Annotated in this window: 22 protein-coding genes, 1 tRNA gene and 1 pseudogene; 7 read left to right on the forward strand and 17 right to left on the reverse strand. The window is 70.4% G+C overall.

Annotation, left to right across the window (positions count from 1 at the left end; all coding sequences use genetic code 11):
• From BLR02_RS29725 to BLR02_RS23325, 3 genes and pseudogenes are all read left to right on the forward strand, one after another.
• Window positions 1-237: pseudogene (locus BLR02_RS29725) on the forward strand (transposase); the annotation flags it as partial.
• 65 nt (window positions 238-302) lie between these two features.
• Window positions 303-1,301: a Bug family tripartite tricarboxylate transporter substrate binding protein gene (locus BLR02_RS23320; protein ID WP_245704921.1), complete on the forward strand. Its 999-nt coding sequence runs from the start codon at window positions 303-305 to the stop codon at window positions 1,299-1,301.
• Between the two features lie 33 nt (window positions 1,302-1,334).
• Window positions 1,335-2,249 (forward strand): DMT family transporter, encoded by a 915-nt coding sequence (locus BLR02_RS23325; RefSeq protein ID WP_090561340.1) that lies wholly within the window; start codon window positions 1,335-1,337, stop codon window positions 2,247-2,249.
• Window positions 2,250-2,446: 197 nt separating this feature from the next.
• Here BLR02_RS23325 and BLR02_RS23330 read toward each other — a convergent pair whose 3' ends face one another.
• Window positions 2,447-3,469, reverse strand: a complete 1,023-nt coding sequence (locus tag BLR02_RS23330) for an enoyl-CoA hydratase/isomerase family protein (protein ID WP_090664830.1) — start codon at window positions 3,467-3,469, stop codon at window positions 2,447-2,449.
• Between the two features lie 108 nt (window positions 3,470-3,577).
• Here BLR02_RS23330 and BLR02_RS23335 point away from each other — a divergent pair, with 108 nt between their 5' ends.
• Window positions 3,578-4,093 (forward strand): pyridoxamine 5'-phosphate oxidase family protein, encoded by a 516-nt coding sequence (locus BLR02_RS23335; protein ID WP_090561335.1) that lies wholly within the window; start codon window positions 3,578-3,580, stop codon window positions 4,091-4,093.
• Between the two features lie 38 nt (window positions 4,094-4,131).
• Here the strand turns inward: BLR02_RS23335 and BLR02_RS23340 are convergent, their stop codons facing one another.
• From BLR02_RS23340 to BLR02_RS23355, 4 genes are all read right to left on the reverse strand, one after another.
• Window positions 4,132-5,010: a 3-hydroxybutyryl-CoA dehydrogenase gene (locus BLR02_RS23340; RefSeq protein ID WP_090664831.1), complete on the reverse strand. Its 879-nt coding sequence runs from the start codon at window positions 5,008-5,010 to the stop codon at window positions 4,132-4,134.
• 72 nt (window positions 5,011-5,082) lie between these two features.
• Window positions 5,083-6,012 carry an electron transfer flavoprotein subunit alpha/FixB family protein gene (locus tag BLR02_RS23345; protein WP_090561332.1) on the reverse strand — a complete coding sequence of 310 codons (930 nt, stop codon included), beginning with the start codon at window positions 6,010-6,012 and terminating at the stop codon, window positions 5,083-5,085.
• A 2-nt stretch (window positions 6,013-6,014) separates the two neighbouring features.
• On the reverse strand, window positions 6,015-6,764 hold the full coding sequence (locus BLR02_RS23350; protein WP_090561330.1) for an electron transfer flavoprotein subunit beta/FixA family protein: 750 nt from the start codon (window positions 6,762-6,764) through the stop codon (window positions 6,015-6,017).
• A gap of 195 nt (window positions 6,765-6,959) precedes the next feature.
• A complete protein-coding gene (locus BLR02_RS23355) occupies window positions 6,960-7,154 on the reverse strand; it encodes a twin transmembrane helix small protein (protein ID WP_090561329.1) in 195 nt (64 codons plus the stop codon).
• 113 nt (window positions 7,155-7,267) lie between these two features.
• On the opposite strand from BLR02_RS23355, the gene BLR02_RS29730 reads away from it, so the two are divergent.
• Together BLR02_RS29730 and BLR02_RS23365 are read left to right on the forward strand one after the other, a co-directional pair.
• Window positions 7,268-9,736, forward strand: a complete 2,469-nt coding sequence (locus tag BLR02_RS29730; protein WP_176849762.1) for a mechanosensitive ion channel family protein — start codon at window positions 7,268-7,270, stop codon at window positions 9,734-9,736.
• 131 nt (window positions 9,737-9,867) lie between these two features.
• Window positions 9,868-10,668, forward strand: coding sequence for a DUF305 domain-containing protein (locus BLR02_RS23365; protein WP_090561325.1), 801 nt, complete (start codon window positions 9,868-9,870; stop codon window positions 10,666-10,668).
• Here BLR02_RS23365 and BLR02_RS23370 read toward each other — a convergent pair.
• The 3 genes from BLR02_RS23370 to BLR02_RS23380 form a co-directional block, all read right to left on the reverse strand.
• Window positions 10,662-10,964, reverse strand: a complete 303-nt coding sequence (locus BLR02_RS23370; RefSeq protein WP_090561323.1) for an AzlD family protein — start codon at window positions 10,962-10,964, stop codon at window positions 10,662-10,664. The genes BLR02_RS23365 and BLR02_RS23370 overlap by 7 nt on opposite strands.
• Window positions 10,961-11,614: an AzlC family ABC transporter permease gene (locus BLR02_RS23375; RefSeq protein WP_090664833.1), complete on the reverse strand. Its 654-nt coding sequence runs from the start codon at window positions 11,612-11,614 to the stop codon at window positions 10,961-10,963. Before BLR02_RS23375 ends, BLR02_RS23370 begins: the two co-directional genes overlap by 4 nt.
• A 108-nt stretch (window positions 11,615-11,722) precedes the next feature.
• On the reverse strand, window positions 11,723-12,361 hold the full coding sequence (locus tag BLR02_RS23380) for a NeuD/PglB/VioB family sugar acetyltransferase (protein WP_090664834.1): 639 nt from the start codon (window positions 12,359-12,361) through the stop codon (window positions 11,723-11,725).
• A gap of 94 nt (window positions 12,362-12,455) precedes the next feature.
• On the opposite strand from BLR02_RS23380, the gene BLR02_RS23385 reads away from it, so the two are divergent.
• Window positions 12,456-12,680, forward strand: coding sequence for a hypothetical protein (locus BLR02_RS23385; RefSeq protein ID WP_090561318.1), 225 nt, complete (start codon window positions 12,456-12,458; stop codon window positions 12,678-12,680).
• 37 nt (window positions 12,681-12,717) lie between these two features.
• Here BLR02_RS23385 and BLR02_RS23390 read toward each other — a convergent pair.
• From BLR02_RS23390 to BLR02_RS23430, 9 genes are all read right to left on the reverse strand, one after another.
• Window positions 12,718-12,794: transfer RNA gene (locus BLR02_RS23390), tRNA-Met, on the reverse strand.
• Window positions 12,795-12,876: 82 nt separating this feature from the next.
• Complete coding sequence (locus BLR02_RS23395; protein WP_090561316.1) at window positions 12,877-14,130, reverse strand: cation:proton antiporter domain-containing protein; 1,254 nt, start codon at window positions 14,128-14,130, stop codon at window positions 12,877-12,879.
• 78 nt (window positions 14,131-14,208) lie between these two features.
• Window positions 14,209-16,656 (reverse strand): putative bifunctional diguanylate cyclase/phosphodiesterase, encoded by a 2,448-nt coding sequence (locus tag BLR02_RS23400; RefSeq protein ID WP_143018257.1) that lies wholly within the window; start codon window positions 16,654-16,656, stop codon window positions 14,209-14,211.
• A 57-nt stretch (window positions 16,657-16,713) separates the two neighbouring features.
• Complete coding sequence (locus tag BLR02_RS23405) at window positions 16,714-17,259, reverse strand: molybdopterin-dependent oxidoreductase (RefSeq protein ID WP_218127351.1); 546 nt, start codon at window positions 17,257-17,259, stop codon at window positions 16,714-16,716.
• A 182-nt stretch (window positions 17,260-17,441) separates the two neighbouring features.
• Entirely contained in the window at window positions 17,442-17,762 is a 321-nt protein-coding gene (locus tag BLR02_RS23410) for a 6-pyruvoyl trahydropterin synthase family protein (RefSeq protein ID WP_176849763.1), read from the reverse strand.
• A gap of 228 nt (window positions 17,763-17,990) precedes the next feature.
• Entirely contained in the window at window positions 17,991-19,094 is a 1,104-nt protein-coding gene (locus BLR02_RS23415) for a zinc-binding metallopeptidase family protein (protein WP_090561310.1), read from the reverse strand.
• 84 nt (window positions 19,095-19,178) lie between these two features.
• On the reverse strand, window positions 19,179-20,069 hold the full coding sequence (locus BLR02_RS23420; RefSeq protein WP_090561308.1) for a transglutaminase family protein: 891 nt from the start codon (window positions 20,067-20,069) through the stop codon (window positions 19,179-19,181).
• Window positions 20,066-22,588 (reverse strand): circularly permuted type 2 ATP-grasp protein, encoded by a 2,523-nt coding sequence (locus tag BLR02_RS23425; RefSeq protein ID WP_090664835.1) that lies wholly within the window; start codon window positions 22,586-22,588, stop codon window positions 20,066-20,068. The genes BLR02_RS23420 and BLR02_RS23425 overlap by 4 nt, the downstream gene beginning before the upstream one ends.
• Window positions 22,589-25,897 (reverse strand): transglutaminase family protein, encoded by a 3,309-nt coding sequence (locus BLR02_RS23430; protein ID WP_090664836.1) that lies wholly within the window; start codon window positions 25,895-25,897, stop codon window positions 22,589-22,591. It abuts the gene before it with no gap.
• Window positions 25,898-25,929 lie beyond the last annotated feature (32 nt).

The raw sequence follows: 25,929 nt of genomic DNA on the forward strand, positions 1-25,929 counted from the left end.
CTGCACGCCATCGTCCTCGCCCGCCGCCTCGGCCTGTTCTCCGCCCTGCCCGCGCCCTCCCAACTCCTCCCCGACCCGGATTTGTCCGAAATCTACCGCCCCATCTTCCGCCGCTTCGCCGAGAGCTTCCTCGCCCGCCCCTGGTACCCGCCCCGCATCGTCTGGCGAACCTTGCACTCGATGCACCGCATGGCCGGCGGCCGCGCCCGCATTCCACGCTGGATGGAGCCGGCATGAGCGCCCTCCCTGGCCGAACGAACCGTTTCGCGGCATGCTCCGCTGCAAATCCCGGGAGGATCCTCATGTCCATGATCACGCGCCGCACCGCGCTCGCCAGCCTGCTCGCCGCCCCTGCCCTGGCCCCTGCCCCCGCCCTGTCCCAAGCTTCGGACTGGCGCCCGAGCCAGCCCCTCCGCATCATCGTCCCCGCCGCCCCCGGCGGCACGGCCGATATCAGCGCCCGCCTGCTGGCCCCCTATCTGCAGACCCATTTCGGCCAGAACTGCGTGGTCGAGAACCGCTCCGGCGCAGGCGGCGTCATCGGCACCGCCGAGGTGGTGCGCGCCGCGCCGGATGGGCTGACCATGCTGCTCGGCAATATCGGCCCGCAGGCCATCGGCCACTCGCTCTACCGCAGCCTGCCCTATGCGCGGGACAGCCTGCTGCCGGTCTCCGGCACCGTGCGCGGCCCCAATGTGCTGGTCGTCCACCCCTCCGTCCCGGCGAAGACGCTGCCGGAGCTGGTGGCGCATCTGAAGGCGAATCCCGGCAAGCTGAGCTTCGGCTCGCCGGGCGTCGGCCAGTCGCCGCATCTCACCGGCGTCTGGTTCAACCAGGCGACGGGAACGGAGGCGATCCATATCCCCTTCCGCGGCGCCGGCCCGGCGGCGGTGGAACTCGTCGCCGGCAACATCCAGTACATGTGGGACAACCTGACGAGCGGCATCCAGCAGATCCGCGGCGGCCGGGTGCGGGCGCTGGCCGTCAGCAGCGCCGACCGCAACCCGCAACTGCCCGACGTGCCCGCGGCGCGCGAGACGATGCCGGAGCTGGCGGGCTTCGACGTCAACACCTGGTTCGGCATCTTCCTCCCCGCCGCCACGCCACGCCCGATCGCCGAATCCATCAACCGCGCCATGAAATCCTGGAGCGAGACGGAGGAGGTGAAGGCCCGCTGGCGCGAGATGGGCGGCGTCTCGCTCTACGGCTCGCTCGAGGACTACGCCGCCTTCGTCAATGGCGAGGTGGAGAAGTGGGCCAGCGTCATCCGCAAGGAGGGGCTGCAGCTCGACGCCGGTTGACGCCATGCGGCCCGCACCTCAGCCTGAGCGGCAATGATCCTCTCGCCGCTCTGGCTGCCGGTGACCCTGGCCGCCGCGTTGTTCCAGACCTGGCGTACCGCGATGCAGCAGCGGCTGCGCGGCCAGCTCTCCGTCAATGCCGCGGCGGTGGTGCGCTACCTCTACGGCGTGCCGGTGGGCGCCCTGTTGCTGGCGCTCTACCTGCTGCTCTTCGGCGGGTCGCTGCCGGCGCCGAACCTGCAATTCCTGCTGCTCTGCGCCGCCGGCGGGCTCGGCCAGATCCTCGGCACCAACCTGCTGATCATGGCCTTCGGCTATCGCGGCTTCGCCGTCGGCACGGCCTATGCGAAGACCGAGGCGGTGCAGGGTGCCATCCTAGCCCTGGTGCTGCTGGGCGAACGGATCTCGGCCATCGCCTGGTGCGGCATCGCCATCGGGGTCTGCGGCGTGCTGTGGCTCTCGCTCGCCGGCCGCGCCGCCTCATGGCGGGAGCTGGCGCGCGCCACGGTGCAGCCGGCCGCCGTCTGCGGCCTCGCCTCCGGCTTCTTCTTCGCCCTCACCAGCGTCCTCATCAAGGCCGCCAACCTTTCCCTCCCCGGCGAGGACCCGGTGCTGCGGGCGCTGGCGACGCTGGTGATGGCCAATATCCTGCAGACCATCATGCAGGGCGGCTGGCTCCTGGCGCGGGAGCCGGCGCAGGCCCGCGCGGTCTTCGCCACCTGGCGCACCAGCGCCCAGGTCGGCGCCCTTTCGGCCTGCGGCTCGGCCTGCTGGTTCACCGCCTTCGCCCTGGCCCCCGTGGCGCTGGTACGGGCCGTCGGCCAGGTGGAGATCCTGCTGACCCTGCTGTTCAGCCGCTTCTACCTGCGCGAACAGCCCAGCCGCACGGAAGTGCTCGGCGCGCTGACCGTGGTGCTCGGCGTGGTGCTCGTGCTGGCCGGGCAATAACGGGCCGCCACGTCACCGCGCGGCGCCGGGGCACCCATGGCAGGGCCTCGCCCGTAGAGAGGCGAGCACCGGCCGGACCGGGCCGAGACCACGTTGCTCGATGCCCGCCCAGCCGGCGACACGTGACCGGCGCAGGTCACGCAGACGCTGCGGCACAAGGCCCAGGGCCCTGGTTGAGCCCGGGGCCGGAGCGTCCCTCAGCCCTCGAAGAGCGCGGCGATCGCGGTCGGGTCCACGGCCTCGATCGTCGCCGGCTGCCAGCGCGGTGCGCCATCCTTGTCGACCAGCACGCTGCGGACGCCTTCCCGGAAATCCGGATGGTGGTTCACCACGCTGCGGGTGAGGGCGAGCTCCATCGCCAGGCACTCGTCGAGCGTGGCGCCGGCCCCTCGCCGCAACAATTCGAGCGAGACGCAGAGGCTGGTCGGCGACATCCGGCGCAGGATCTTCACCTGCTCCGCCGCCCAGTCCGTTCCCTCGGCCTCTAGCGCCGCCAGGATGGCAGGCATGCTGCTCTGCCCGAAGCAGCGGTCGATGGCGCCACGATGCGGCGCGAAGGAGGCCTCGGGCGGTGCCTCGGCGAAGCGCTCGACAACGGCGGCATCGCCGCCGAGCAGCGCCTCGCGCAGCGCCGGCAGCCTGGCTTTCGGCACGTAATGGCTGGCGAGGCCGGCCGCCACCGCATCGCCGCCCCGCAGCCTTGCGCCGGTGAGCGCCAGCCAGGTGCCGATGGCGCCCGGCAGCTTGGGCAGGACATAGCTGGTGCCGACATCGGGGAAGAGGGCGATGGCCGTCTCCGGCATGGCCAGCAGCGCCGCCTCGGTGACCACCACCGGCCGGCCATGCACCGAGACGCCGATGCCGCCCCCCATGCAGACCCCGTCGATCAGCGAGACCCAGGGCTTCTGCAGCGTGGCGATGCCGCGGTTGACCGCATATTCCTCGGCGAAGAAGGCTTCGATGGCCTTCGCATCACCGGCGATCGCCTGCTCGCGCACCCGTCGCACGTCACCACCGGCGCAGAAGGCCTTGCCGCCCGCGCCCTCGACGATGAAGAGCGCGACGGCCGGGTCCGCGCCCCAGGCATCGAGCGCCGACTGGAAGCCGCGGATCATGGCGAGGTCGAGCGCGTTCAGCGTCTTCGGCCGGTTCATCAGCAGGGTGCCGGCGGCGCCCTCGCGGCGGGCGATGATGGTGGGCTCGGATGCTGCGTCGCTCACGCGGGTTTCCTCAGGTTATGCGGGCGGAGGCTAGGCCGCCCGGTTTCCACCTGCAACCGGCCGCCGCCCCGATCGTTGGTCCCCCGATACCCCGAAACGGAGACCACCATGCCGGAAACCCGCAGCGACGCCGAGGCCAAGCGCAAGGTCTGGGAAATGATCAAGGACATCGACGTGACCATGATGGTCACGCAGGATGGCGAGGGCCGCTTCCGCGGTCGGCCGATGCGCGCGGTGAACAAGGAATTCGACGGCGTGCTCTGGTTCTTCGCCAGCGCCGGCAGCCCGGTGACCGGCGAGACCAGGGAAGATGGCCGCGTCCTCCTCGCCTTCTCCGATCCGAGCAGCCAGAACTACGTCTCGATCTACGGCATGGCCGAGGTGGTGAAGGACGTGTCGAAGCAGAAGGCGCTCTGGAGCGAGCCGCTGCGCGTCTGGTTCCCGGCCGGTGCCGAGGACCCGAAGATCGAGCTGATCCGCGTCGAATGCGAGGGCGCCGAATACTGGGACAGCCCGAGCAGCACGCTCGTCCATGCCTATGGCTACATCAAGGCCGTCACGACCGGCGAGCCGCCGCATCCCGGCGAGAACGACAAAGTGGACTTCACCAAGAAGGCCGGCTGAGACGCCTTGGCCGGGCGGCGAACCGCCCGGCCATGTTCCTACCGCGTCGGCGTCGGCGGGTTCGTGCTGTAGTCGTAGAACCCCTTGCCCGACTTGCGGCCGAGCCAGCCCGCCTCGACATATTTGGCGAGTAACGGGCAGGGCCGGTACTTCGGGTCGCCCAGCCCCTCGTGCAGCACCTTGAGCACGCTGTAGAGCGTGTCGAGGCCGACGAAGTCGCTGAGCTCCAGCGGCCCCATCGGATGGTTGGCGCCAAGCTTCATGCCGGCATCGATCGCCGCCACATCGCCAACGCCCTCCATCAGCGCGAAGATCGCCTCGTTCAGCATCGGGCAGAGGATTCGGTTGACGACGAAGGCCGGGTAGTCGGCTGCCGCGACAACGGTCTTGCCCATCCGCTCCGCGAGCGCCGTGACGGCGGCAACGGTCGCATCCTCGGTGGCGAGGCCGCGGATGACCTCCACCAGCTTCATCATCGGCACCGGGTTGAAGAAGTGCATGCCGACGAATCGGCCCGGCCGGTCCGTCGCGGCGCCGAGCCGGGTGATGGGGATGGAGGAGGTGTTGGAGGCAAGGATCGTGTCCGGCCGCAGGATCGGACAGACGGCGGCGAAGATCTTCTTCTTGATCTCCTCATTCTCGGTCGCTGCCTCGATGACGAGGTCGCAATCGGCGAAGGGCGCGTAGTCGGTGCCCGTGGAGATGCGCGCGAGCGCCTCCTCCTTGGCCCCGGCCGGAATGCCGCCCTTGGCCGCCTGGCGGTCGAGATTCTTGCCGATGGTCGCCAACGCCTTCTCGAGCGCCGCCGGGTTCACATCGACCAGCGCGACCGGGACGCCCGACAGCGCCGCGACATGCGCGATGCCGTTGCCCATCAATCCGGCGCCGATGACGCCAAGCTTCTTCACCTCTGCCATCACTTCCACCCCATAGAAAAAAGGCCGCCGGACGCTGAGCCAGCGTCGGCGGCCTTCCGTGGCACGGATGCCCTACTTCTTGGCCAGCTCGGCCTCGAATTCCGGCATCACCTTGAACAGGTCGCCGACCAGGCCGTAGTCGGCCACCGAGAAGATCGGCGCCTCCTCGTCCTTGTTGATGGCGACGATGACCTTGCTGTCCTTCATGCCGGCCAGGTGCTGGATGGCGCCCGAGATGCCGACGGCGATGTAGAGCTCGGGTGCCACGATCTTGCCGGTCTGGCCGACCTGGTGGTCATTCGGCGCGTAGCCGGCATCGACTGCGGCGCGCGAGGCACCGACGGCGGCGCCGAGCTTGTCGGCCACGCTTTCGATGATGTGGAAGTTCTCGGACGAGCCCATGGCCCGGCCACCGGAGATGACGATCTTCGCCGCCGTCAGCTCCGGCCGCTCGGACTTGACGATCTCGGCGCCGAGGAAGCTGGAAAGGCCCGGATCCTCGCCCTTCGGCGCGGCCTCGACGGCGGCGCTGCCGCCCTCGGCGGCGGCCGGGTCGAAACTCGCGGCGCGGACGGTGATGACCTTCTTGGGGTCGGCCGACTTCACCGTCGCCAGCGCGTTGCCGGCATAGATCGGGCGGACGAAGGTATCGGCATCGACCACGCCGGCGATGTCGGAGATCACCTGCACGTCGAGCAGCGCGGCGACCCGCGGCATGACGTTCTTGCCGGCGGCCGAGGCCGGGGCCAGCAGGTGCGAATATTCTGACGCCATCGAGACCAGCAGGGCCGCCAGCGGCTCCGCAAGGCCATTGGTGTAGAGCGCGTCCTCGGTGTGGAGGACCTTCGCCACGCCGGCGACCTTGGTGGCGCTCTCCGCCGCGGCGCGGGGGCCCAGCACCAGCACCGTCACATCGCCGAGCTTGCTCGCAGCGGCGACCGCGCTGCGCGTCGGCTGCGTCACCGCCGACCCGTCATGGTCGGCCAGAACCAGGACTGCCATGGTCAGATCACCTTCGCTTCGTTGCGCAGCTTCTCGACAAGTTCCTGCACCGAGCCGACCTTCTTGCCGGCCTGGCGCTTCGGCGGCTCCTCCACCTTCAGCACGGTCAGGCGCGGGGAGACATCGACGCCGAGATCGGCCGGCTTCAGCGTCTCGATCGGCTTCTTGCGCGCCTTCATGATGTTGGGGAGCGAGGCGTAGCGCGGCTCGTTCAGGCGAAGGTCAGTCGTCACGATGGCCGGCAGCTTGAGCTGCAGGCGCTCGAGGCCGCCATCGACCTCGCGCGTCACCTTGATGCCGCCATCGGCCGGCTCGACCTTCGAGGCATAGGTGCCCTGTGGCCAGCCGAGCAGCGCCGCCAGCATCTGGCCGGTGGCGTTCATGTCGTCATCGATCGCCTGCTTGCCGAGGATGACGAGGTCCGGGCTCTCCTTGGCGATGACGGCCTTGAGCAGCTTCGCCACGGCCAGCGGCTCGAGGATGCCGTCATGCTCGATCAGGATACCGCGATCGGCGCCCATGGCGAGGGCGGTACGGATCTGTTCCTGGCAGGCCGTAGGCCCGGCGGAGACGGCAATGATCTCGGTCGCCGCGCCTTTCTCCTTCAGGCGCACGGCTTCCTCGACCGCGATCTCGTCGAAGGGGTTCATCGACATCTTGACGTTCGCGGTTTCGACGCCGGTGCCGTCCGCCTTCACGCGGACCTTCACATTGTAATCGACGACCCGCTTGACGGGGACGAGGAGCTTCATCGCCTCTGCCGTTTCCTGCGTGCTGTTGATGTTTCCCCCGGCGCCCCGTGCGGGCACCGAAGCCGATCCCGGCGGCGTGGCACGGACCTGCCCCGGGACCGATCCCATCGGGGGCCACGCCCCCGCAAAATCCGCGGCAAAATAGGTCGCCCCGGAGGCCTCTGTCAAAGCGGCTACCGTGTGGCCGCAGCCCGCCTAGCCGCGTGAGATCGCCAGCAGCAGGGCGAACAACAGAAGCGTGATGCCCTGCAGCACCACGCGCCAGCGCATCAGCAGGTTCGACCGTTCCCCCGTGCCGTCACCTTTGGCGAGACCCAGCATGCCGGCGAAGAGAGTGCCGAGCGTCGCCAGCATGCCGATGGCGACCAGAATGGTCAGAATCGTCTTCATCGCCCCCAGTTAGATGTTTTACGCCGGGTTACAATCCTGCGCTGAATGCTTGACCGGAGATGGCCGATGAGGTTGCTGCCCAACCCATGAGCTTGTTCCGCATCCTCTCAGCATTGTTGCTCCTGCTCGCGAGCCCGGCCTTCGCCCAGGGTAATGCCCAGCCGGGCCAGTCAACGCGCCAGGCACCAGCAAAGCCGGCGACCAGCCTTACGACCGACGATATCGACCGGCTGACCTCCCTGCTGCAGGACGAGGCCAGGCGGGCGGAGTTCCTCCGCACGCTGGAGGCGCTGGCGGCAGCCAGCCGGGCCCAGGCGGGCACCGCCGGAGAAGGCTCCCTCCCGCCGGCGCATGCGACGGCTCCTGTCCAGCCGGCGGCCCAACCTGCCACGACGCCCGCGGCAGCCCCGGCAGCGGCCGAGGGGGCCGAGGCCAGCCCGCCGGAGCCGGCCAAGCCGGCCGCGCCTGCCCCGGCGCCCGCGGCACCCTCGGGCGCCGCCCCCGGCGGCGCGGCTCCGGCCCAGGCCGCGCCGGCCGAGCCGCTGATCGCCCCCAACACCGTCGGAGCCCAGCTCCTCTCCGGCCTGTCCGGCCGGATCGGCATCTTCGCCGACAACCTGCTCGCCGTGGTGCAGTCCATGGCCGACCTTCCCGCGCTGTGGGACGCGGCCGGGCAGCTGGCCAAGGATCCGGTGGCGCAGACGCGGCTGCTGGACGCCGCCTGGAAGCTGCTCCTGCTGATCGGCCTCGGCCTGGCGGCGGAGGCGGCGCTCGCCCGTGCCCTCGGGCGGATGCGGCGCTGGCTGGATGCCGTGGCACCCGCCGCGCATGAACGCTGGACCTGGCTGAAGCGCCTGCCGCTGCTGCTGCTGCGCCTGCTGCTCGACCTGCTGCCCATCGCGGCTTTCGGCCTCACGGTCTATGGCCTGTTCGGACTGGTGCAGCCGCTGCCGACCACGCGGCTGGTTGGGCTGATGATCGCACAGGTCTATATGGGCGCGCGGGCCGCCTTCGCCCTGGCACGGGCGCTGCTCTCGCCGGCCTCCAACCATCTGCGGCTGATCCCCTGCTCGGATGCGGCGGCCGCGGCCAGCATCGGCTGGCTCCGGCGGCTGATGCTGGTGGGGGTCGGCGGCTATGCGCTGGCGGAGGCAGGGCTGTTCCTCGGCCTGCCCTGGGCGGCCTATGACGCGATCATCAACGTCACGCTGCTGGTCAGCTCCCTGCTGCTGGTGCGGCTGGTGCTGCAGCAGCGGGAGGCGGTGGCCTCGGTGCTGCGGGCGAAGCCGCTCAAGCCTGACGAGACGCCGGACCGCACCCGGATCATGCTGCGTGGCATGCGCGACCGCCTGGCCGAGACCTGGCATGTCATGGTCATCCTCTGGCTGGTGGCCGGCTGGGCGGTCTGGGCACTGGCTCTGGAGAACGGCTTCCAGCGGCTGCTCTGGGGCACCGTGATGACCCTGCTGATCATCGGCGTGGCCAAGGCGCTGGACGAGGGCTTCATCCGCCTGACCGACAAGCTGCTCGACCCGGCGCATGACCTCGCCAAGCGCTGGCCCGGCCTGCCGGCCCGGGCGGCGACCTATGTGCCGCCGCTCCGGGTCGCCATCTCGGTGCTGATCGGCGCCGGCGCGATCGTGCTGCTGCTGCAGACCTGGGGTCTCGGGGCACTCGCCTGGTTCGCCGAGGGGACGCTCGGCAACCGGCTGGTGCAGACCTTGTTCAACATCCTCTGCACGCTGCTGCTGGCGCTGGTGGTCTGGGAGGTGACGAACTCCTCCATCCAGCGCCGGCTGACGCGACTGGCCCGCGACAGCCATGCGGCCCGCAGTGCCCGGGTGCGGACATTGCTGCCGATGCTGCGCACCATACTGGGCGTCTTCATCCTCGTCTTCGTCGTGCTGAACGCGCTCTCCCAGCTCGGCCTCAACGTGGCGCCGCTGCTGGCTGGTGCCGGCGTCGTCGGCCTGGCCATCGGCTTCGGCTCGCAGACCCTGGTGAAGGACGTCATCACCGGCGTCTTCCTGCTGCTCGAGGATGCGGTCGCGGTCGGCGACGCGGTGAATGTCGGCGGCAAGGGCGGCGTGGTGGAGCATCTCTCCATCCGCTCCATTAAGCTGCGGGATGGGGACGGGTCCATCCACATCGTTCCCTTCTCGAACGTGACGACGGTGACCAACAGCACCCGCGACTTCGCCTTCGCCATGGTCGACATCCTCGTCGCCTACGATACCGATACGGATGCGGCGGGGGCGGTGATCAAGGAGATCGTCGCCGAAATGCGGGGCGAGGCGCGGTTCAAGACGGCGATCCGCGACGAGTTCGACTTCTGGGGCGTCGACAGCCTCGGCCAGGTGGGCGTGCAGATCCGTGGCCGCGTCCGCACCGAGCCGACCCAGCGCTGGCCGGTGCAGCGGGAGCTGATGCGGCGGGTGAAGCGGCGCTTCTACGAGCTGGGTATCAACATCCCGCACCAGCCACTCGCGCCGCTGGCACGCTCGGCCAAGCCGCCGGAGGAGGAGGACGCGGAGGCACCGCCGGCACCGGCACGGAAAGGCGAGGCCAAGGCAGCCGAATAGGGCGCGATCGCCGACGGCCGCAGCGACGGAGGCCCGATCCTGCGGCCGGACGATAAAGGACATGGCCGTCCTTGACCTTCCCATGATGGGAATCCCCATCTGCCTGGTCCGACACGCAATGGAGGACCGTGATGCGCCCCTTACCGAAGATGCTGGCTGCCCTGGGCCTACTGGCTCCCTTGGGTCTGCTGGCCGCCCTCCCCGCCCGCGCGGCCATTGAGGAAGGCTATGTGCCCGGCGGCGCGCCGGTGCTCTCCACCTGGTACGGACGGGCTGATGAGGCCGCCCGGCAGGCGGATCGGGACTATATCCGTGGCATGCGGCCGCACCATGCCGGCGCGCTGACCATGGCGCGGGATTATCTCGCCGACCCCGAGGCGCGGAGCCCGGCGCTGCGCCGGCTCGCGGAAGCCATCATCCGCAACCAGAGCTTCGAGATCGGGCTGCTCGACGATGTGGCGCGTAATCTCGACCAGCCACCGCTGGTGCTGGGGGTGGGAGCCTTCCGCATGGCCCTGCAGCCGATGGCGACCGAGGGTGTGGCGCAGCGGCAAGGCTTCATGCGCTCGCCCATCCCGGGCGTGCTCGACGCGGCCGGGCCGGTGACGGCGCGGGACGTGCAGTTCGCCAAGGGGATGACGATCCACCACCAGGCGGCACTCGACATGGCGCGGGCCTACCAAACCAATCCGGCGGCACGGAACGGCTTCCTCGCCCTGATGAATGTCGACATCGTCACCGACCAAAGCCAGGAGATCGCCCTGATGCGGACGGTCACCGCCGCCTATCGGGGCGATGCCGCGGCGGTGCAGGTGGACCCCAGCATGATCCATGGCATGGAGGGCATGCACGGCATGGCAGTGCCGGCGGAGGCGAAGCGGGAGAAGATGAAGCCGGGGGCAGCGGCGCCGCACGCGCATCACCATCACTGAAGCGCGCGGATTCCCCAGAGCACGCCGACGCCGACCAGGATCGAGAGCACCATCCGTCCCAGCCGGGCCTGGACCAGCAGTGCCGCGCCGCCCGCGACCCAGGCCGGCCATCCCTCCCGCGCCAGGGCCGGGGCAAGGAAGGCGACGAATATCGCCCCCGGCAGGTGCTGCAGCATCGCCTGCACGAAGGGCGGCGGGCGGGTGACGCGGAGGATGGCATAGCCGCCGGCGCGGCAAAGGAAGGTCGCCAGCACCATCCCCAGGATGGCGGCCAGCACGTCCCAGCGGAGGCTCATCGCCGCCGCATGTCCCGTACGGCCCCGGCCGCGGCGCCGCCCAGCGCCCCCGCCAGCACCGGCCAGGGCTGGCCGAGCCCCAGCCCATGGGCCGCGAGGGCCAGCACCCCGGCAACGCCCCAGGGCAGCAGGTCCGACCGGCCGCGCCAGAGCGGCACCAGGATCGACATCAACGCGGCGACCGAGGCGAAGAAGACCGGATGCCCGGCCGGCAGCCGCAGCGAGGCGCCGAAGACCTGGCCAATGGTGCAGGTCGCCATCCAGCAAACCCACATGGCGAGGCTGGCGCCGAGCAGGAAGGCGGCATCGCGCCGCCCGGCCCGCATCTCGGCGACCGTCAGGGCGAAGGAATTGTCCACCAGCACGGCGAGCGTGCCCCAGAGGCGCAGCCCCTGCAGCCTGTCCAGCACCGGCGCCAGCGCCGCCCCCATCGGTGCCATGCGGAGGTTGATGACCAGCGCCGCGAGCGTGGCGGCCAGGATGGGCGCCGGGTCGGTCCAGAGCTCGAGGGCAACCAGCTGGGCGGTGCCGGCATAGACGAGGCCGCTCATGAGCAGGGTCTCGAGCAGGGAGAGCCCCTTCGCCTCCGCCGCCATGCCGACGACGAGGCCGAAAGGGGCGAGGCCGAGGGTGAGGGCGAGCCCGGCCATCGCACCACGGCGGAAGCCCTCGCGGGTGAAGGAGGCGGGCCGTTCGGCGGGTTGTGGCTGCAGGGCGGGGCCTCCTCCTCGGGCGGGCGGTATGCCACCGTATCGGGATCAGCCCAAGGGGCCACCGATCGGGCGCGCGGGTACGCCGCCGACGCGGGCACCATCGGCCAGATCCTCGACCACCGCGGCGCCGGTGCCGATCACCGCATCGGCGCCGACCGCCACATAGGGCCGGCAGGCGGCGCCGGCGCCGACCAATGTCCGGGCGCCGATGCGGACACCACCCGCGAGGACCGCGCCGGGGCCGATATGGGCCGCCTCGCCCACCACCGTGTCGTGCTCCAGGATGGCGCCGGTATTGACGATGGCGAGCCGCCCGACCGTGGCGAGCGCGCCGAGCACCGCGCGCGGCAGCACCACGGTGCCGGGACCGATGCTCGCACTGCGGGCCCGGATGGCGGAAGGATGAACCAGGGCGGGCAGGCTGAAGCCCAGCGCCTCCAGCCGGGCAGCGGCGGCGAGGCGGGCGGCGGGATCGCCGATCGCCACGCAGGCCAGCCGGATGCCACTGGCGAGCAGGCCGGGCAGGACGGCTTCATCGCCAAGGATCGGCAGGCCGAGCATGGCATGGGCGCGCGGCGCGGCATCGATGAGGCCAACCGGCTCCATCTCGGGAAGGTCGCGGGCCAGCTCGATCAGCGCCCTGCCATGGCCGCCGGCGCCGAGGATCACCAGCCTCTCCCCCATGCTCCCGTCCCCCTATCCCCTGCCGCGGCAGTCTCCCACCGGTGGAGGCGGCGCTCCAGGCGAACCGGAGCGGGGCGGGCCGCGTTGGCCGGACATGACCCAGAACAGCCAGAAATCCGACGACACCACCCCGGATGCCGAGCGTGCGAGCGGCACGATCGATCGACCTATCGGCACCGGCGACATCCAACAGGGCGACCTGGCCGAGCGGGCCGCCGATCTGGGCGGGCCGATCGACGTCTTCCCGACCCGGCGCGACCGCCCCGGCCTCGAGCCGCAACGCGCGACCGACGATCCGACGGAACCCCCGAAGGGATAGCCGCGACAGCGGATGGGAAGGATCAGCGCCCGAAAGGTGGTACCTGAGGCCGGACTTGAACCGGCGACCCCGGCATTATGAGTGCCGTGCTCTAACCAGCTGAGCTACCCAGGCGCGGCGCGCGGTATGCCGCGTTTTGCCGGCGGGCGCAAGGCCGGCGATGGCCCGGACGGGCTCGTTCCGTCCAGCGCAGGCGTCACGGGGCCGCCGGCGACGAGGCCCGGCCGGCCTCCGCCGCAGCCTTGGCCGGACCGAAGCGATCCGCCAGCCAGAAGACAGCCGGGTTGAGCGCGATGGTCAGCAAAGCCACGGCCAGCACCAGGTCCCGCCCGGCCGATGGCATGATCTTCTCCGCCACGCCGATCCCGGCCAGGATAAAGCTGAATTCGCCGATCTGCGCGAGCGAGGCGGCGATCACCAGCGCCTCGCCGTGGCTCATGCCGCGCAACCGGGCAATGGCCCAGGCCGCAACCGATTTGCCCCCCATCACCACCAGCGCCGCGGCGGCAACGGCCAGGGGCTCCCGCAGCAGGATGCCAGGGTCGAACAGCATCCCGACCGAGACGAAGAACAGCACCGCGAAGGCGTCGCGCAGCGGCAGCGTCTGCTCGGCCGCCTTCTGGCTCAGCGCCGACTGGCCCAGCACCAGCCCGGAAAGGAAGGCGCCGAGCGCGAAGGAGACGCCGAAGGCGACATAGGCGATGTAGGCGACGCCGAGAGCCGCGACCAAGGCCGCCAGCGAGAAGAGCTCGCGCGAGCGCAGCCCGCCCACCAGGGACAGCGCCCAGGGCAGCACCCGGCTGCCCACCACCAGCATCAATGCGACGAAGATCGCGACCTTGCCGAGCGTGATCAGCAGCGAGAGCAGGATCGCCTGGTTGCCGACGCCCATGCCGGTCAGCATGCCAGCCGGCGCCCGGCCATCGAGCAGGGCGGCGCCAACCGGCACCAGCACCAGGGCGACGACCATCGCCAGATCCTCGACCACCAGCCAGCCCACTGCGATCTTGCCGGCGGTGCTCGTCATCGCCCCACGCTCCTGCAGGGCACGCAGCAGCACCACCGTGCTGGCGACCGAGAGGCAGATGCCGAAGACGAGGCCCTGCCCGTCCGTCCAGCCCCAGAGCCGCGCCAACCCCCAGCCGAGGCAGGTGGCGACGCCCATCTGCACCAGTGCCCCGGGCACCGCGACGCCGCGTGCCTCGGCCAGCTCCTTCGGCGAGAAATGCAGGCCCACACCGAACATCAGCAGGATGATGCCGATCTCCGACAGCTCCCCGGCCAGGGCCAGGTCGCCGACGAAGCCCGGCGTATGCGGCCCGATGAGGATTCCGGCCAGCAGATAGCCGGCAAGTGGCGGCAGGCGGAGCTTGCGGGCCAGCACCCCGAGCAGCAGGGCAGCCCCGAGTGCTGCGGCAAGCGTCGTGATGAGGGGGATATGGTGCGGCATGCATCCTATCTGCCAGCGGCGGGCGCCGAGGCCAACGCCAGCTGGCGGTGAGACTTGTACCGAATCGTCTCGGGAAGGCTACAGGGCCGCCTGCAGGATGCGCTCCGACCGGCTCGGCTCGTCGAACCAGCGGCGCAGCTCGGTGGCGGATTCGGGCGGGCCGAAGAAATAGCCCTGGGCTTCCGTGCAGCCGGCCTCGCGCACGCGGCGGAGCTGCTCGGCGGTCTCCACCCCCTCGGCCGTCGTCGCCATGCCGAGCTGGTTGGCCAGATGCGCGACGGAGTTGACGATGGCGACGCAGTCCGGCCGTGTCGCCATCTCGCGCACGAAGGCCTGGTCGATCTTGATCTTGTCGAAGGGGAAGCTGAGCAGGTAGCTCAGGGAGGAATAGCGCGTGCCGAAATCGTCGAGCGAGGTGCGGATGCCGGTGCTGCGGAAGGCCTGCAGCACCTCGGCCACGCCACCATCGGCCTGGAGCAGGGCGCTCTCGGTGATCTCGAGCTCCAGCCGCTGCGGTGCCAGGCCGGATTCGCGCAGCACATGCAGCATGCTGGAGGCGATGTCGGCGGCACGGAATTGCAGCGGCGAGAGGTTGACCGCCACCTTGAGCGGGGCAGGCCAAGTCGCGGCTTCCCGCGTCGCCTGCTCCAGCACCCAGCGGCCGACCGTCTCGATCAGGCCGATTTCCTCCATGATGGGGATGAACTCGGCCGGCGAGACCCGGCCCCTCACCGGATGGCGCCAGCGCAGCAGCGCCTCGAAACCGGCGAGGCGGTTGGTCTGCAACCCGAAGATGGGCTGGTAGACGACCTCGAGCTGGTTGAGCGGCAGTGCCTCCCTGAGATCGGCCTCCATCGCCAGCCGGGCCTGGAGCTCGGCCGCCATGCTGCTCTCGAAGAAGCGCCAGGTACGGCGGCCCTCGGCCTTGGCGCGGTAGAGCGCCAGGTCGACATTCTTCAGCATCTGGTCGGCCGCCGCTGCGCCATCGCCGACGAGTCCCTCGGCGAGGGCGATGCCAATGCTGAGGCCGACCTGGGCGCGATAGCCGAGCAACTCATAGGGGGCGCAAACCACGTCGACCAGACGCTGGGCGAGCCCGGCCGCATCCCCTGGCTGGTGGCCATAGGCCTGGAGGATGGCGAATTCGTCGCCGCCCAGGCGGGCGACCAGGTCGCCCTCGCGCACACAGCCGCGCAGCCGCCGCGCGACGTCCCGCAGCAATGCATCGCCCACCGGATGGCCGAGCGTATCGTTGACGTTCTTGAAATGGTCGAGATCGAGGAAGAGCAGCGCCAGCCCGCCTTCCCGCCGGCGCCCGACCGCCAGCGCCTCCTCCATCCGCTCGCGGAAGAGCAGGCGGTTGGGCAGGCCGGTCAGCTCGTCATGATGCGCCATGTAGCTGATGCGGGCCTCGACGCGCCGGCGCTCGGTGATGTCCTCATAGGTGGCGACCCAGCCGCCATCGGCCATGGGCTGATGGGAGACAGCGATGGCGCGGCCCTCCCCCCCTTCGCGCCAGAAGGTCCCTGGCCTTCCCTCGGCCAGCAGCGCGTCCTGCGCCTGGCGGAGCGCGTCGAGCAGTTCCGGCTCGATCCGGCCGGCGGCCTGGATGGCCCGGTGCAGGGCGTGCAGCGAGGTGCCGGCGATGGCATCCGCATCCTCGAGGCCAAAGAGCTCGAGGAAGCGGCGATTGCAGACGATCAGCCGGCGCTCGGCCCCAAACATGCACAGCGCCTGGGACATGTTGTTGAGCGCCGCGTCGAACCGGGCGTTCTGCACGTTGAGCTCGGCATCGCGCAGGCGCAGGGCGCGGTATTGCTGCTGTACCTCGCCCATCGCCTCCTGCGCCTGCTCCTTGGCGATGGCGAGCTGGCGGCCGGTGCGCGTCAGGTCCTGGACCAGCGCATTCACCTCGGCATGGGCGTTGCGGATCAGCCGGTTATGCGCCATCAGCGTGGCAATCAACCCGCCGCAGCAGAGCAGCAGGGCGACCAGCACGCCGGTGAAGGTCCAGTACAGCCGGCCGAGTTGCTGGATGTCGCCAGAGATAAGGTCGTTGCCATGGGTATAGGCGACGGCGCCGAGCCGGGTGAGGCGGGGATTCAGCTCGGTGAAGGAATCCAGCATGCGGTCGGCGATGCCGGGCTGGTCGAGCCGCTCGGCAAGCGGCTGGGCTGCGGCCACGGCGCGGCGGAGCTGGGCGACCGTCGCCTGGCGCTCGGGGTCCTCGCGGATGAAATACGCCACGTCGCCGCTGCCGAAGAGTTGCGCCCGGTTGGCAACGATGTCGAGCCAAAGCTGGACGGTCTCGAGATTCTCCTCCTCCGGCCGGATCCGGTAGGTGGCGATGGCGGCCTGCAGCCGCACCACCTCCAGCACACCCTGGCTGACCAGCCAGGTGACGTTGTAGCGGGAGATGGATGTGAGCGATTGCTGCCGCTGGCTGATGAGCACCGAGACATAGGCCGCAGCGGCCGCCAGGAAGGCGATGACGATGAGGAAGCCGAAGCGCTGCGAGCGCGGCAAGCCAGCCGGCGACACCACCCGTGGCTGAGGCTCAGGCGGGTCCGGCTGCGGCATCGGCTAATGGACGACCAGGCGCGCCAGCTGCCAGGCGGAGCGGCCATAGTAGCGGGGGGACTTCAGCGCCGGGTCCGAGTCATAGGGGTAGACGATGAAGAGCGGCCCCTTGTCCCGCACGGTGAGGTAGTGGCCGTCGCGCTTCAGCGCCAGCAGCACGTCGTAGCGGGCGAAGTCCGCGATCGGGATTTCGGTCGAATAGTCATTGAGGGCGATAGCCCGCACCGACTCGCCCTGGGCGCCGATCCGCTGCAGCAGCCTGGCCATCGGCACGCCCTCGAAGGTGACCGGGCCGTCATACCAGGGTGTCGCGGTGGTGAAGGAGGTCATGCCGATCTCCTCCAGCATCGCGCGGTCGAAACGGGCGGCATCGCCGTCATTGGTCACGCCGATCCGGCCCGAGACCGACAGGATGACCCGTCCGGATGGCGCAGGCAGAGGCGGCGCGGGCTGCGCCGAAGGGGAGGCAGGCTGGGCCGAAGCACCGCTGAAGGCCAGGGGCGAAAGGCTGAGCCCCAGCATCAGTCGGCGTCGCTCGATCTGCTGCATCCTTCGACCTGCCCTCTTGGCTGCGATCATGGCCGCCAGTCCCCAGACTTCGACCAGCCCCACCGCCTGACCAACCGGTTCAATCCGGATGCCGAGCCGGTGGGACCCAAACCATATAAACGAGAAAGGGGAGGCTTTGCAGCGTCGTATTTTACGATATCGACAAGGATCGCAACCCGAGCTCAACCAGCGAGCACGAGGCGGCAACCAAGCCCCTCGGGTCGGCTGATCTGCACCTCGGTGACGTCGTACCGCTCCTTGCGCAATTCCCGCGCGAACCAGCGCGCCAGCTCCTCCATCGTGGGCGTCTCCAGCACGTCGTTGAGGCAACGGTGGTCGACGCCGCGGCGGATGCGCAGCAATTCGTCGCGGAAGGTCTCGGCGTTGAGGAAGCCGTCCTCCGCCTCCCGTATCGAGACCCGAACGATATAGGTATGGCCATGCATATCGTAGTCGGCAAAGCGATGCGCGGCCGAAACGGTACATTCTGCCCATATCGTCATCATGGGAAGGGGCTCTCCCCCACGGCTGGGCCTCGGCTCCTGCCGGGCGAGGTCCAGGGGGGTTCCAGTCGCGGATGACAGAGTGTCATGACCCGCGATTAATGTAGCATCAAGTTTTGCCATTTCTCTCACGAGTTGTGAAACGCGGGACAGTTTCGCCTAAAAACTGCGAGATGTTAACCCATAGGTTGCTCTCGAGCAAAGCTTTCCCGTTCCAGTGCCGTGACATCATCGTGCCGGCCCGCCAACAAGCTCGCCTCCCCGTACCAGCGCATGGATGTAGCCGAGCTTGGCGATGGCCGGGGCCGAGAGCACGAAGGGATAGAGGTCCGGCGCCCCCATGCAGCGGTTCAGGCTGTTCGCTGCATAGGTCAGGGGCAGCCAGGCCTCGATCAACTCCTCGATCGTTACCGCTCCATAAGGGTCGAAGTCGATCTTAGCCGCCAGCACCTCGGCCGTTTGCTCAGCCTGGGGCAGCCGCGGGCGGAGGCGGAGACCGAATGCGGCGGCCATCTCCAGCGTGTCGACGATATGCAGGTAATGCGCCCAGGTCTCGGCGAAATCCTCCCAGGGGTGGGCGGTGGCATAGGCGCTGACATAGGCATCCTGCCAATCCGGCGGGGCGCCATTGGCATAATGCGCCTGCAGCGCCTGGCCATAATCCTGGCTGTCATCGCCAAAGACGGCACGGCAATCCTCGAGCCGCCCCGCATCGCGCACCAGCAGGTCCCAGTAGTGGTGCCCGGTCTCGTGCCGGACATGGCCCAGCAGGGTGCGGTAGGGCTCGCCCATGGCAGTGCGACGGCGCTCGCGCTCGGCATCGTCGGCCTCGGAGAGGGCGAGGGTGATGATGCCCTCGTCATGCCCGGTGAGCACCTTGGGCCCGTCCGGCGGATCGGCCAGCACGTCGAAGACGAGGCCATGCTGCGGGTCGTCCACCCGGTTGGCGAGCGGCAGGCCCAGCCGGCTCAACGTATAGAACAGCCGGTGCAGCGCGCTCTGCCAGCGTTGCCAGGCGAACAGGTTCATGGGCTCGGTGAGGTCGGGAACGGTGCGGTTGTGCCGGCAGGTGGCGCAGAAGACCTCCTCCGAATCTGCCTGCACCAGCCAGTTGCAGGCCTCGTACTGCGCATTGGCGCAGAGCCGCATCCGGGAATTGGGCATGGCAAGCGGACGCCAGAGCTGGGTGCCCTCCGCACTCGTCTCGAGCGGTTCCAGGGCGGAGAGGTCCATATTATCCGAGAGGAAGCCCAGCGTATGGCCGGAGCGCTCGCAGCGGATGTTCTCGAAATACAGAACCTGGGCGCAGGCCTGGCAATGGAAGAGCTTCATGGGGGGACCTTGTCGCAGAACCGGAGCGGCGCCGGCCGCACGGCGCGGGCAGGACGCGCCGAAGGCCCAATGGTTCCGCCCCGTTCAGCCCGCCGCCTCCACTGCCAGCGGCTCGAGGTCCACGCCGATCGTCAGGCCATGCGCCCCGCCGCCCAGCACCACGCCACTGACCGGGCTGACATCGGCATAGTCGCGCCCCCAGCCCACCACGAGGTGTTCGTCCCGCACCACCGCGTTGTTGGTCGGATCGAGATCCACCCAGCCATGCTCCGGTCCCAGCCAGCATCCCACCCAGGCATGCGACTGGTCGGCGCCGCGCCGCCGCGGCTGGCCAGGGGGAGTCAGGGTGCGGATATAGCCGGAGACATAGCGTGCCGGTAGGCCGAGCGCCCGCAGCGCGCTGATCATCACATGCGAGAAGTCCTGACAGACGCCCTGGCGCCGCTTCAGCACCTCGGCCACCGGCGTCGCCAGGCTGGTGGCGCCGGGGCGATAGGCGAATTCGCGGCGGATGCGGGTGTTCAGCTCCAGCAGCCCCTCCAGCACCGGGCGGCCTCTCGGAAAGCTTTCGGCGGCATAGGCGCCGGCCGCGGCTTCGATCGGCACCATCGGGCTGTCGAAGGTGAATTCGGCCGCCTGCCAGGCGGCAGGGCCGCCGGCCCGGGCGCAGGCGGCCACCCGCTCCCAGGGCAGGGTCGCGGCGGCCGGCGGCGGGGCGGGGAAGCCGACCTCGACCACCGCCTCCCCCACCACCTCGAAAGTCGCATGCGGCTGGTCGAGGAAGAGCCAGGTGACGTGGTTGCCGAAATGGTCGAGCGCGTCACGCCGGCGGGAGGCAGCGGGCACCGCGGTGATCCCCGCCGAGAGCACGCGCTGTCCGGGCAGGTCGCGCGGCCTCAGATGCAGCAGATGCGCGGCGAGGTCCACGGTGCTGCCATAGTCGTAGCGCGTGCTGTGACGGACGCTGTAGATCACGCGGCGCCGCGCAGCCGACCGCCCGGGGCCGCAGGGCCGAGGCTGTGCGCCGCCGGCAGCAGGGTGAAGTAGCGGCGGGCGATGCGGTTCGAGAGGGCCGCGACGGCGCCCTCCATCGCGCGCAGCCGCGGCGGAAGGCCCAGCGCCACCTCCGCCTGCGCCGCTGCAGTCGCGACATCCCGCACCATGGCCCTCGCATCCTTTAGCAATTGCCCGGCAGCGAGGCCGAGAGGGGACTCGGCATCGCCATCCAGTTCCACCAGCATGTCGCGGGCGGCGGCCAGCTGGAAGGCCAGGCCGCGCGGATTCCCCTCATCGGCGAGCACGAGATCGAGCACCGGCCCGGCCTGCAGGGCAGTCAGGTAGCGGCTGCGATAGGTGATCACCGAATCCCGCAGCTCCAACGCCAGCCGCAGCCCGGGTTCCAGCCGGGCCGGCTGGGCCGCGGCGCCGGGCTGGTCGAGGGCGCGGGCGATCTCGGCGGCGATCGCCTGGGCGCGCTCCACCCGGCGGCCGAGATCGAGGAAGAGCCGGCCGCCGCCGCGCACCATGTTCTCGGCGGCGAGGCCGGCGACGGTCGCGGCGAAGGAAAGGATGGCGTTGCTCGCCTCCTCCAGCCGCTCGAGGCCGAGCGTCTCCTCCCGCGCCTGCGGCACCGGGCGGATCTGGGCAGCGAGTTGGCGGAGGCCCTGATGCAGCGCGAGCTGCATCTCGCCGGTCAGCCGGTCGCGCAGCAGCTCGGCCAGGTGCGAGACGCGGCCGAGCTGGGCAGCGACCGGCCCGCCCTCGCACATGGCCCGCAGCAGGGCGCGGGTCAGCGCCCGGGCACCCAGCCCATGCGCCCCGGCCTTGGCGGTCTCGGCATCCAGCAGCTCGGCACGGACGAGGCAGGCGAAGAGGCTGCGGAGCTCGGCGAGCTCCCGCGGTGTCGGCGAGGCGCGGCTGAGCCGGCTGGCACCGGCGCGCAGCAGGCGGGCGGCGCTCTCCAGCCGCTCCAGGTAACGGCCGAGCCAGAAGAAATTGTCGGCGACGCGGCTCGGCAACTCGCCTGAGGTGCGGCGAATCGGCAGCGGCGCGAAGCCGCTGCCGCGCGGCCCCTGGATCGCCGCATCCTCCTCGGCCGGAATCCAGACATCCTTGGTGACGGTGGGGCCGGGCCGCGCCTCGTCCAGCACCCGGACGAGGCCACCCGGCAAGGCCCGCCAGCCCCGGCCGTCGAAGACGAGGAAGAGGCGCAGCATGACCGGGCGCGGCACCAGCCCTTCCGCCCCGACACAGGGAGCAACCGAGGGGGTGAGCACCTCGGAGAGGGCAAAGTCCTGCGGCGCGGCGGCGATGCGGGCGAGCAGCGCGGCGCGGGACTCGGGCTCCAGGCTGGACGGGCGGAGCGAATGGATGGTGCCGTCCACGGCCCGGCGCACCAGCCAGGCGTCGAGATCCGCCTCGGCCTCGGCGCGGGCCTCGGCCTCGCCGAGCCACAGAGTGCGGGCGCCCTTCAGCCGCAGCGCCTCCCCCAGCAGGCGCGGGGCAAGGCGGGGGAGGAAGGCGGCAAGGCCAGGCGCCTCGGCGCAGCCCGTGCCCGGGTCGTTGACGATCTTCACCGCGCCGCCGCGGGCGGCGTCGAGCAGGCCGGCGATGCCATGCGCCATGCTGGATTCAAGCTCCAGCGGGTCGATGGTGCGGCCGTCCTGCCGGCGCAGCAGGACATCCACGCGCTGCAGGCCGCGCAGGGTCTTCAGGTAGAGCACGCCGTCGCGTACCGTCAGGTCGCCGCCCTCGACCAGGGCGCAGGACAGTTCGCGCGAGAGGATCACCTGCTCGAACCAGAGCGGGCTGGCATGGCCGGTGGTCAGCAGGGCGACGCCGGGATTGCCGCCGGGCGCGCCGGGGGCCAGGTCCTGCAACGCGTCCTGCCAGATATCGAAGAAGGGGCCGAGCTGGCGCAGCTCCCGCGAGCGGAGGAATTCCGGCATGTGGCGGGAGAGGGCGCGGCGGTTCTCCAATACATGGGCGAGGCCGGTCGGGCTCGCCGTGCGGTCGGCGACGACGCGCCAGTCGCCATCCGGGGCGCGGACCAGGTCGGCGGCATAGAGATGCAGCAGCGGCCCGTCGCGCCGGCCTTCCGGCGCCCGGCAGGGGCGGAGGAAGGCCGGGTTGGCGTGGATGAGGGCGGGCGGCAGCGCCCCCTCGGCCAGGAGGCGCTGCGGGCCATAGACATCCTGCAGCACCGCCTCCAGCAGCGTGGCGCGCTGGGCGAGGCCGGCCTCCAGCGTGGCGAATTCAGCGGCCGGAAGGATCAGCGGCATCGGATCGCAGCGCCAGGAGGTGGCGGGGGTGCCATCCTGCGGGGCGAGGAGGCTGGTCACCCCCTCATCGGCGAAGAAGCGGTCGATGAGCAGGGCGCGCTCGGCCAGCACCCCCCGTCCGAGATCGGCCAGCGCCCCGAGCAGGGGGCGCCAATGGGGCCGGAAGCCGCCGGCGCCATCCACCATCTCATCCAGCGGGGCGCCGTCCGGCACCTAGCCGACCCGCCGCAGGTCGAGGCTACGCGGCGCCTCCTTCGCAGGCACGGCGGCAGGCGGTGCCATCGGGCCGGGGGTATGGCCGAAGGGCTGGAAGCGGGTGCGGCGGCGGGCCTCGGCCTCGTTCGCATTCACCGGCAGGGTGGCGTAGTTCCGCCCGCCGGGATGCGAGACATGGTGGGTGAGGCCGCCGAGGCTGCGCCCCGTCCAGCGGTCATAGAGGTCGAATACCAGCGGCCCCTGGGCGTGAATGGTCGGGTGCAGGGCCGAGGGCGGGTCCCAGGCCTTGAAGCGGATGCCCGCCACATACTCGCCCTGGGTCTCGGTCGGCACCAGCGGGACCTCGTATCCGTTGCAGGCGAGGGTATAGCGTTCCGCGACCCATCCCGCCACGCGGGCCTGCAGCCGCTCCGTGCTGCTGTCCACGTAGCGGGCAGTGCCGCCAGCGGCCGGCTCCTCGCCCAGCACATGCCAGGGCTCGAGGGCATGGCGCAGCTCGATGCTGGTGCCGCGCAGCGTCACCTCGCCGATGCGGGGGAAGCGGAACTCCAGGTGCGGGGCGAACCAGGCAGGGTCGAGCGGGAAGCCGAGGCCCTGCAGCTCCCCCAGCACGTCGCGGAAATCCTGCTCGACATAATGCGGCAGCATGAACTCGTCATGCAGCCGGGTGCCCCAGCGGATCAGCCGGCGCTCATAGGGTTGCTGCCAGAAGGCGGCGATGGCGCTCCGCATCAGCAGCATCTGCGCCGCCGACATCCGCGCATGGGGCGGCATCTCGAGCGCGCGGTACTCGACCAGGCCAAGCCGTCCGGAGCTGCTCTCCGGCGCGTACATCTTGTCGATGCAGAACTCGGTCCGGTGGGTGTTGCCGGTCATGTCGGCCAGCAGGTTGCGGAACAGGCGGTCGACCAGCCAGGGCGGCGTCTCCTTGCCCGGCTCGATCTTGCTGAAGGCCACCTCCAGCTCGGCGATGCTGTCCTGCCGCGCCTCATCGACGCGCGGATGCTGGCTGGTCGGACCGATGAAGAGGCCGCTGAACAGGTAGGAAAGGCTCGGATGGTTGTGCCAGAAGCCGAGCAGGCTCTTCAGCAGGTCGGGGCGGCGGAGGAATGGGCTGTCGGTGGGGGAGGCAGCGCCCATGACCACATGGTTGCCGCCGCCGGTTCCGACATGGCGCCCGTCGAGCATGAATTTCTCGGAGGCGAGGCCGAGCTGGCGCGCCTCCTCATAGAGCACCTCGGTGCGCCCGACATGCTCCGCCCAGGAGGCGCTGGGATGGATGTTCACCTCAATCACGCCCGGATCGGGGGTGATGGAGAAATGGTTCAGCCGCTCGTCATGGGGCGGGAGATAGCCTTCCAGCACAACCTTGCGCCCGGCCTCCCCGGCCGTCGCCTCGACGGCGGCGGTGAGGTCGAGCCAATCCTCGGCGGCGGCAAGGGGTGGGTAGAAGACGTGAATCTTGCCATCGCGCGCCTCGACGGTCAGCGCGGTGCGGACGAGGCCCGGCTCGCCGCGGCCGACCACCGGCAGGTCCTGCGGCACCGGGCGGAAGCCCTCGGCGCCGGCACCCATGGTGCTGCTGCCGCGCAGCCGCTCGAAGGCGCGGTGAGGCGGCAGTTCCTTCTTCGGCGCGAAGGGATCGACCCCGAACTCGCCCTCGATGCTGGCGGGGTCGGCCCAGGGCAGGCTTTCCAGCGGCAGGCGGAAGCCGATCGGGCTGTCGCCAGGAATGAGGAAGAGGGTGTTGTCGCGGAAGAACCAGCGGCCCGACTGCCAGCGGCGCTGGCCCTCCTCCATCACCCGGCGCAGCGGCAGCACGCTACCGACCGGGGCGGCGAGGCCCTGGCCGAAGACACGGGCGAGGCGGGCGCGCTCCAGCGGGTCGCGCAGCTTCGCATCCTCGGCGACGACATTGGCGGGGAGGCGCCGTTCCTTCCACAGATAGTAATGGATGTCCTCATGCGCCGGGTTGACCAGGGCCGGGTCCACCTGCAGCCGCTCGGCGAGGATTTCGGCGAAGCGCGCGGCATCCGCCGCGGTCGCCGTATCGGTATCGTCATCCGAGGCGAGGAGGGAGGCATCCTTCCAGACCGGCTCGCCATCGCGGCGCCAATGCGCGTGCAGCGCCCAGCGCGGCAACTGCTCGCCCGGATACTGCTTGCCCATGCCGTATTGCAGCGCGGCGCCCGGTGCCCAGAGCTCGGCGAGGCGGCGCAACAGGCGGCCGGCATAGCGGCGCTTGGTGGGGCCGAGCGCATCGGTGTTCCATTCCGGCGCGTCCATGTCATCGGCGGCGATGAAGGTGGGCTCGCCGCCCATGGTGAGGCGGATATTGCCGGCCTGAAGCGCGCGATCCACCCGCTCGCCCTGGGCGAGGATGTCCTGCCACTGCCGCTCGGTATAGGGCTTGGTCACGCGCGGCGTCTCGCGGACGCGGGTGACGGACATGGCGAAGTCGAATTCGGTCTCCGCCTTCTCGACCAGTCCGCTGATGGCCGCCGCCGAGGCAGGTTCCGGGCTGGCGGCGAGCGGGATATGCCCCTCCCCCGTCATCAGGCCGGAGGTGGCGTCGAGCCCGACCCAGCCGGCACCGGGGAGATAGACCTCGGCCCAGGCATGCAGGTCGGTGAAGTCGGAGGTCGGGCCCTCGGGGCCGGTGACCGGCTTCTGGTCGGCGACGAGCTGGATCAGGTAGCCGGAGACGAAGCGCGCGGCATAGCCCAGATGCCGCAGCGCCTGCACCAGCAGCCAGGCGCTGTCGCGGCAGGAGCCGTGGGCATTGCCGAGCGTCTCCTCCGGTGTCCAGACACCAGGCTCCATGCGCACCACATAGGCGGTGCGCTCCTGGATGCGGCGGTTCAGCCCGACCAGCATGTCGACGGTCGGCTGCTCGCCGCGGGGGATCTCGGCAAGGAAGGCCGAGAGCAGCGGGCCTGCCGGCTCCATGCGGCGGAAGGGGGCGAGCTCCTGCTCCAGCACCGGATCGTAGCTGAAGGGCCAGGTCTCGGCCTCGGGCTCAAGGAAGAAGTCGAAGGGGTTGATCGTCGCCATGTCGGCGACGAGATCGACCGTGACGTCGAAATGAGTGACGCGCTCGGGAAAGACCACGCGCGCCAGGTGGTTGCCCTGCGGGTCCTGCATCCAGTTGAGGAAGTGGGGCTTCGGCTCGATGGTGAGCGCGTAGCTGACGATCGGCGTGCGGGCATGCGGCGCCGGGCGCAGGCGGATGGTCTGCGGCCCCAGCGTGATGGCGCGCTCGTACCGATAGCTGGTGCGGTGGTTCAGGGCGACGTGCAGCGGCATGGAGGTATCCGGAGGTCCTGGGTGGGACGGCT

Source organism: Belnapia rosea, from assembly GCF_900101615.1.
In the GTDB taxonomy this organism is placed as follows: Bacteria; Pseudomonadota; Alphaproteobacteria; order Acetobacterales; family Acetobacteraceae; genus Belnapia; species Belnapia rosea.

Excerpts from the sequence above, each read along its gene's own strand:
- BLR02_RS23320 (WP_245704921.1), top strand. The coding sequence starts at position 303 with ATGTCCATGATCACGCGCCGCACCGCGCTCGCCAGCCTGCTCGCCGCC.
- BLR02_RS23325 (WP_090561340.1), top strand. The coding sequence starts at position 1,335 with ATGATCCTCTCGCCGCTCTGGCTGCCGGTGACCCTGGCCGCCGCGTTG.
- BLR02_RS23335 (WP_090561335.1), top strand. The coding sequence starts at position 3,578 with ATGCCGGAAACCCGCAGCGACGCCGAGGCCAAGCGCAAGGTCTGGGAA.
- BLR02_RS23340 (WP_090664831.1), bottom strand. The coding sequence starts at position 5,010 with ATGGCAGAGGTGAAGAAGCTTGGCGTCATCGGCGCCGGATTGATGGGC.
- BLR02_RS23345 (WP_090561332.1), bottom strand. The coding sequence starts at position 6,012 with ATGGCAGTCCTGGTTCTGGCCGACCATGACGGGTCGGCGGTGACGCAG.
- BLR02_RS23350 (WP_090561330.1), bottom strand. The coding sequence starts at position 6,764 with ATGAAGCTCCTCGTCCCCGTCAAGCGGGTCGTCGATTACAATGTGAAG.
- BLR02_RS23355 (WP_090561329.1), bottom strand. The coding sequence starts at position 7,154 with ATGAAGACGATTCTGACCATTCTGGTCGCCATCGGCATGCTGGCGACG.
- BLR02_RS23365 (WP_090561325.1), top strand. The coding sequence starts at position 9,868 with ATGCGCCCCTTACCGAAGATGCTGGCTGCCCTGGGCCTACTGGCTCCC.
- BLR02_RS23370 (WP_090561323.1), bottom strand. The coding sequence starts at position 10,964 with ATGAGCCTCCGCTGGGACGTGCTGGCCGCCATCCTGGGGATGGTGCTG.
- BLR02_RS23375 (WP_090664833.1), bottom strand. The coding sequence starts at position 11,614 with ATGGCCGGGCTCGCCCTCACCCTCGGCCTCGCCCCTTTCGGCCTCGTC.
- BLR02_RS23380 (WP_090664834.1), bottom strand. The coding sequence starts at position 12,361 with ATGGGGGAGAGGCTGGTGATCCTCGGCGCCGGCGGCCATGGCAGGGCG.
- BLR02_RS23385 (WP_090561318.1), top strand. The coding sequence starts at position 12,456 with ATGACCCAGAACAGCCAGAAATCCGACGACACCACCCCGGATGCCGAG.
- BLR02_RS23395 (WP_090561316.1), bottom strand. The coding sequence starts at position 14,130 with ATGCCGCACCATATCCCCCTCATCACGACGCTTGCCGCAGCACTCGGG.
- BLR02_RS23405 (WP_218127351.1), bottom strand. The coding sequence starts at position 17,259 with ATGCAGCAGATCGAGCGACGCCGACTGATGCTGGGGCTCAGCCTTTCG.
- BLR02_RS23410 (WP_176849763.1), bottom strand. The coding sequence starts at position 17,762 with ATGACGATATGGGCAGAATGTACCGTTTCGGCCGCGCATCGCTTTGCC.
- BLR02_RS23415 (WP_090561310.1), bottom strand. The coding sequence starts at position 19,094 with ATGAAGCTCTTCCATTGCCAGGCCTGCGCCCAGGTTCTGTATTTCGAG.
- BLR02_RS23430 (WP_090664836.1), bottom strand. The coding sequence starts at position 25,897 with ATGCCGCTGCACGTCGCCCTGAACCACCGCACCAGCTATCGGTACGAG.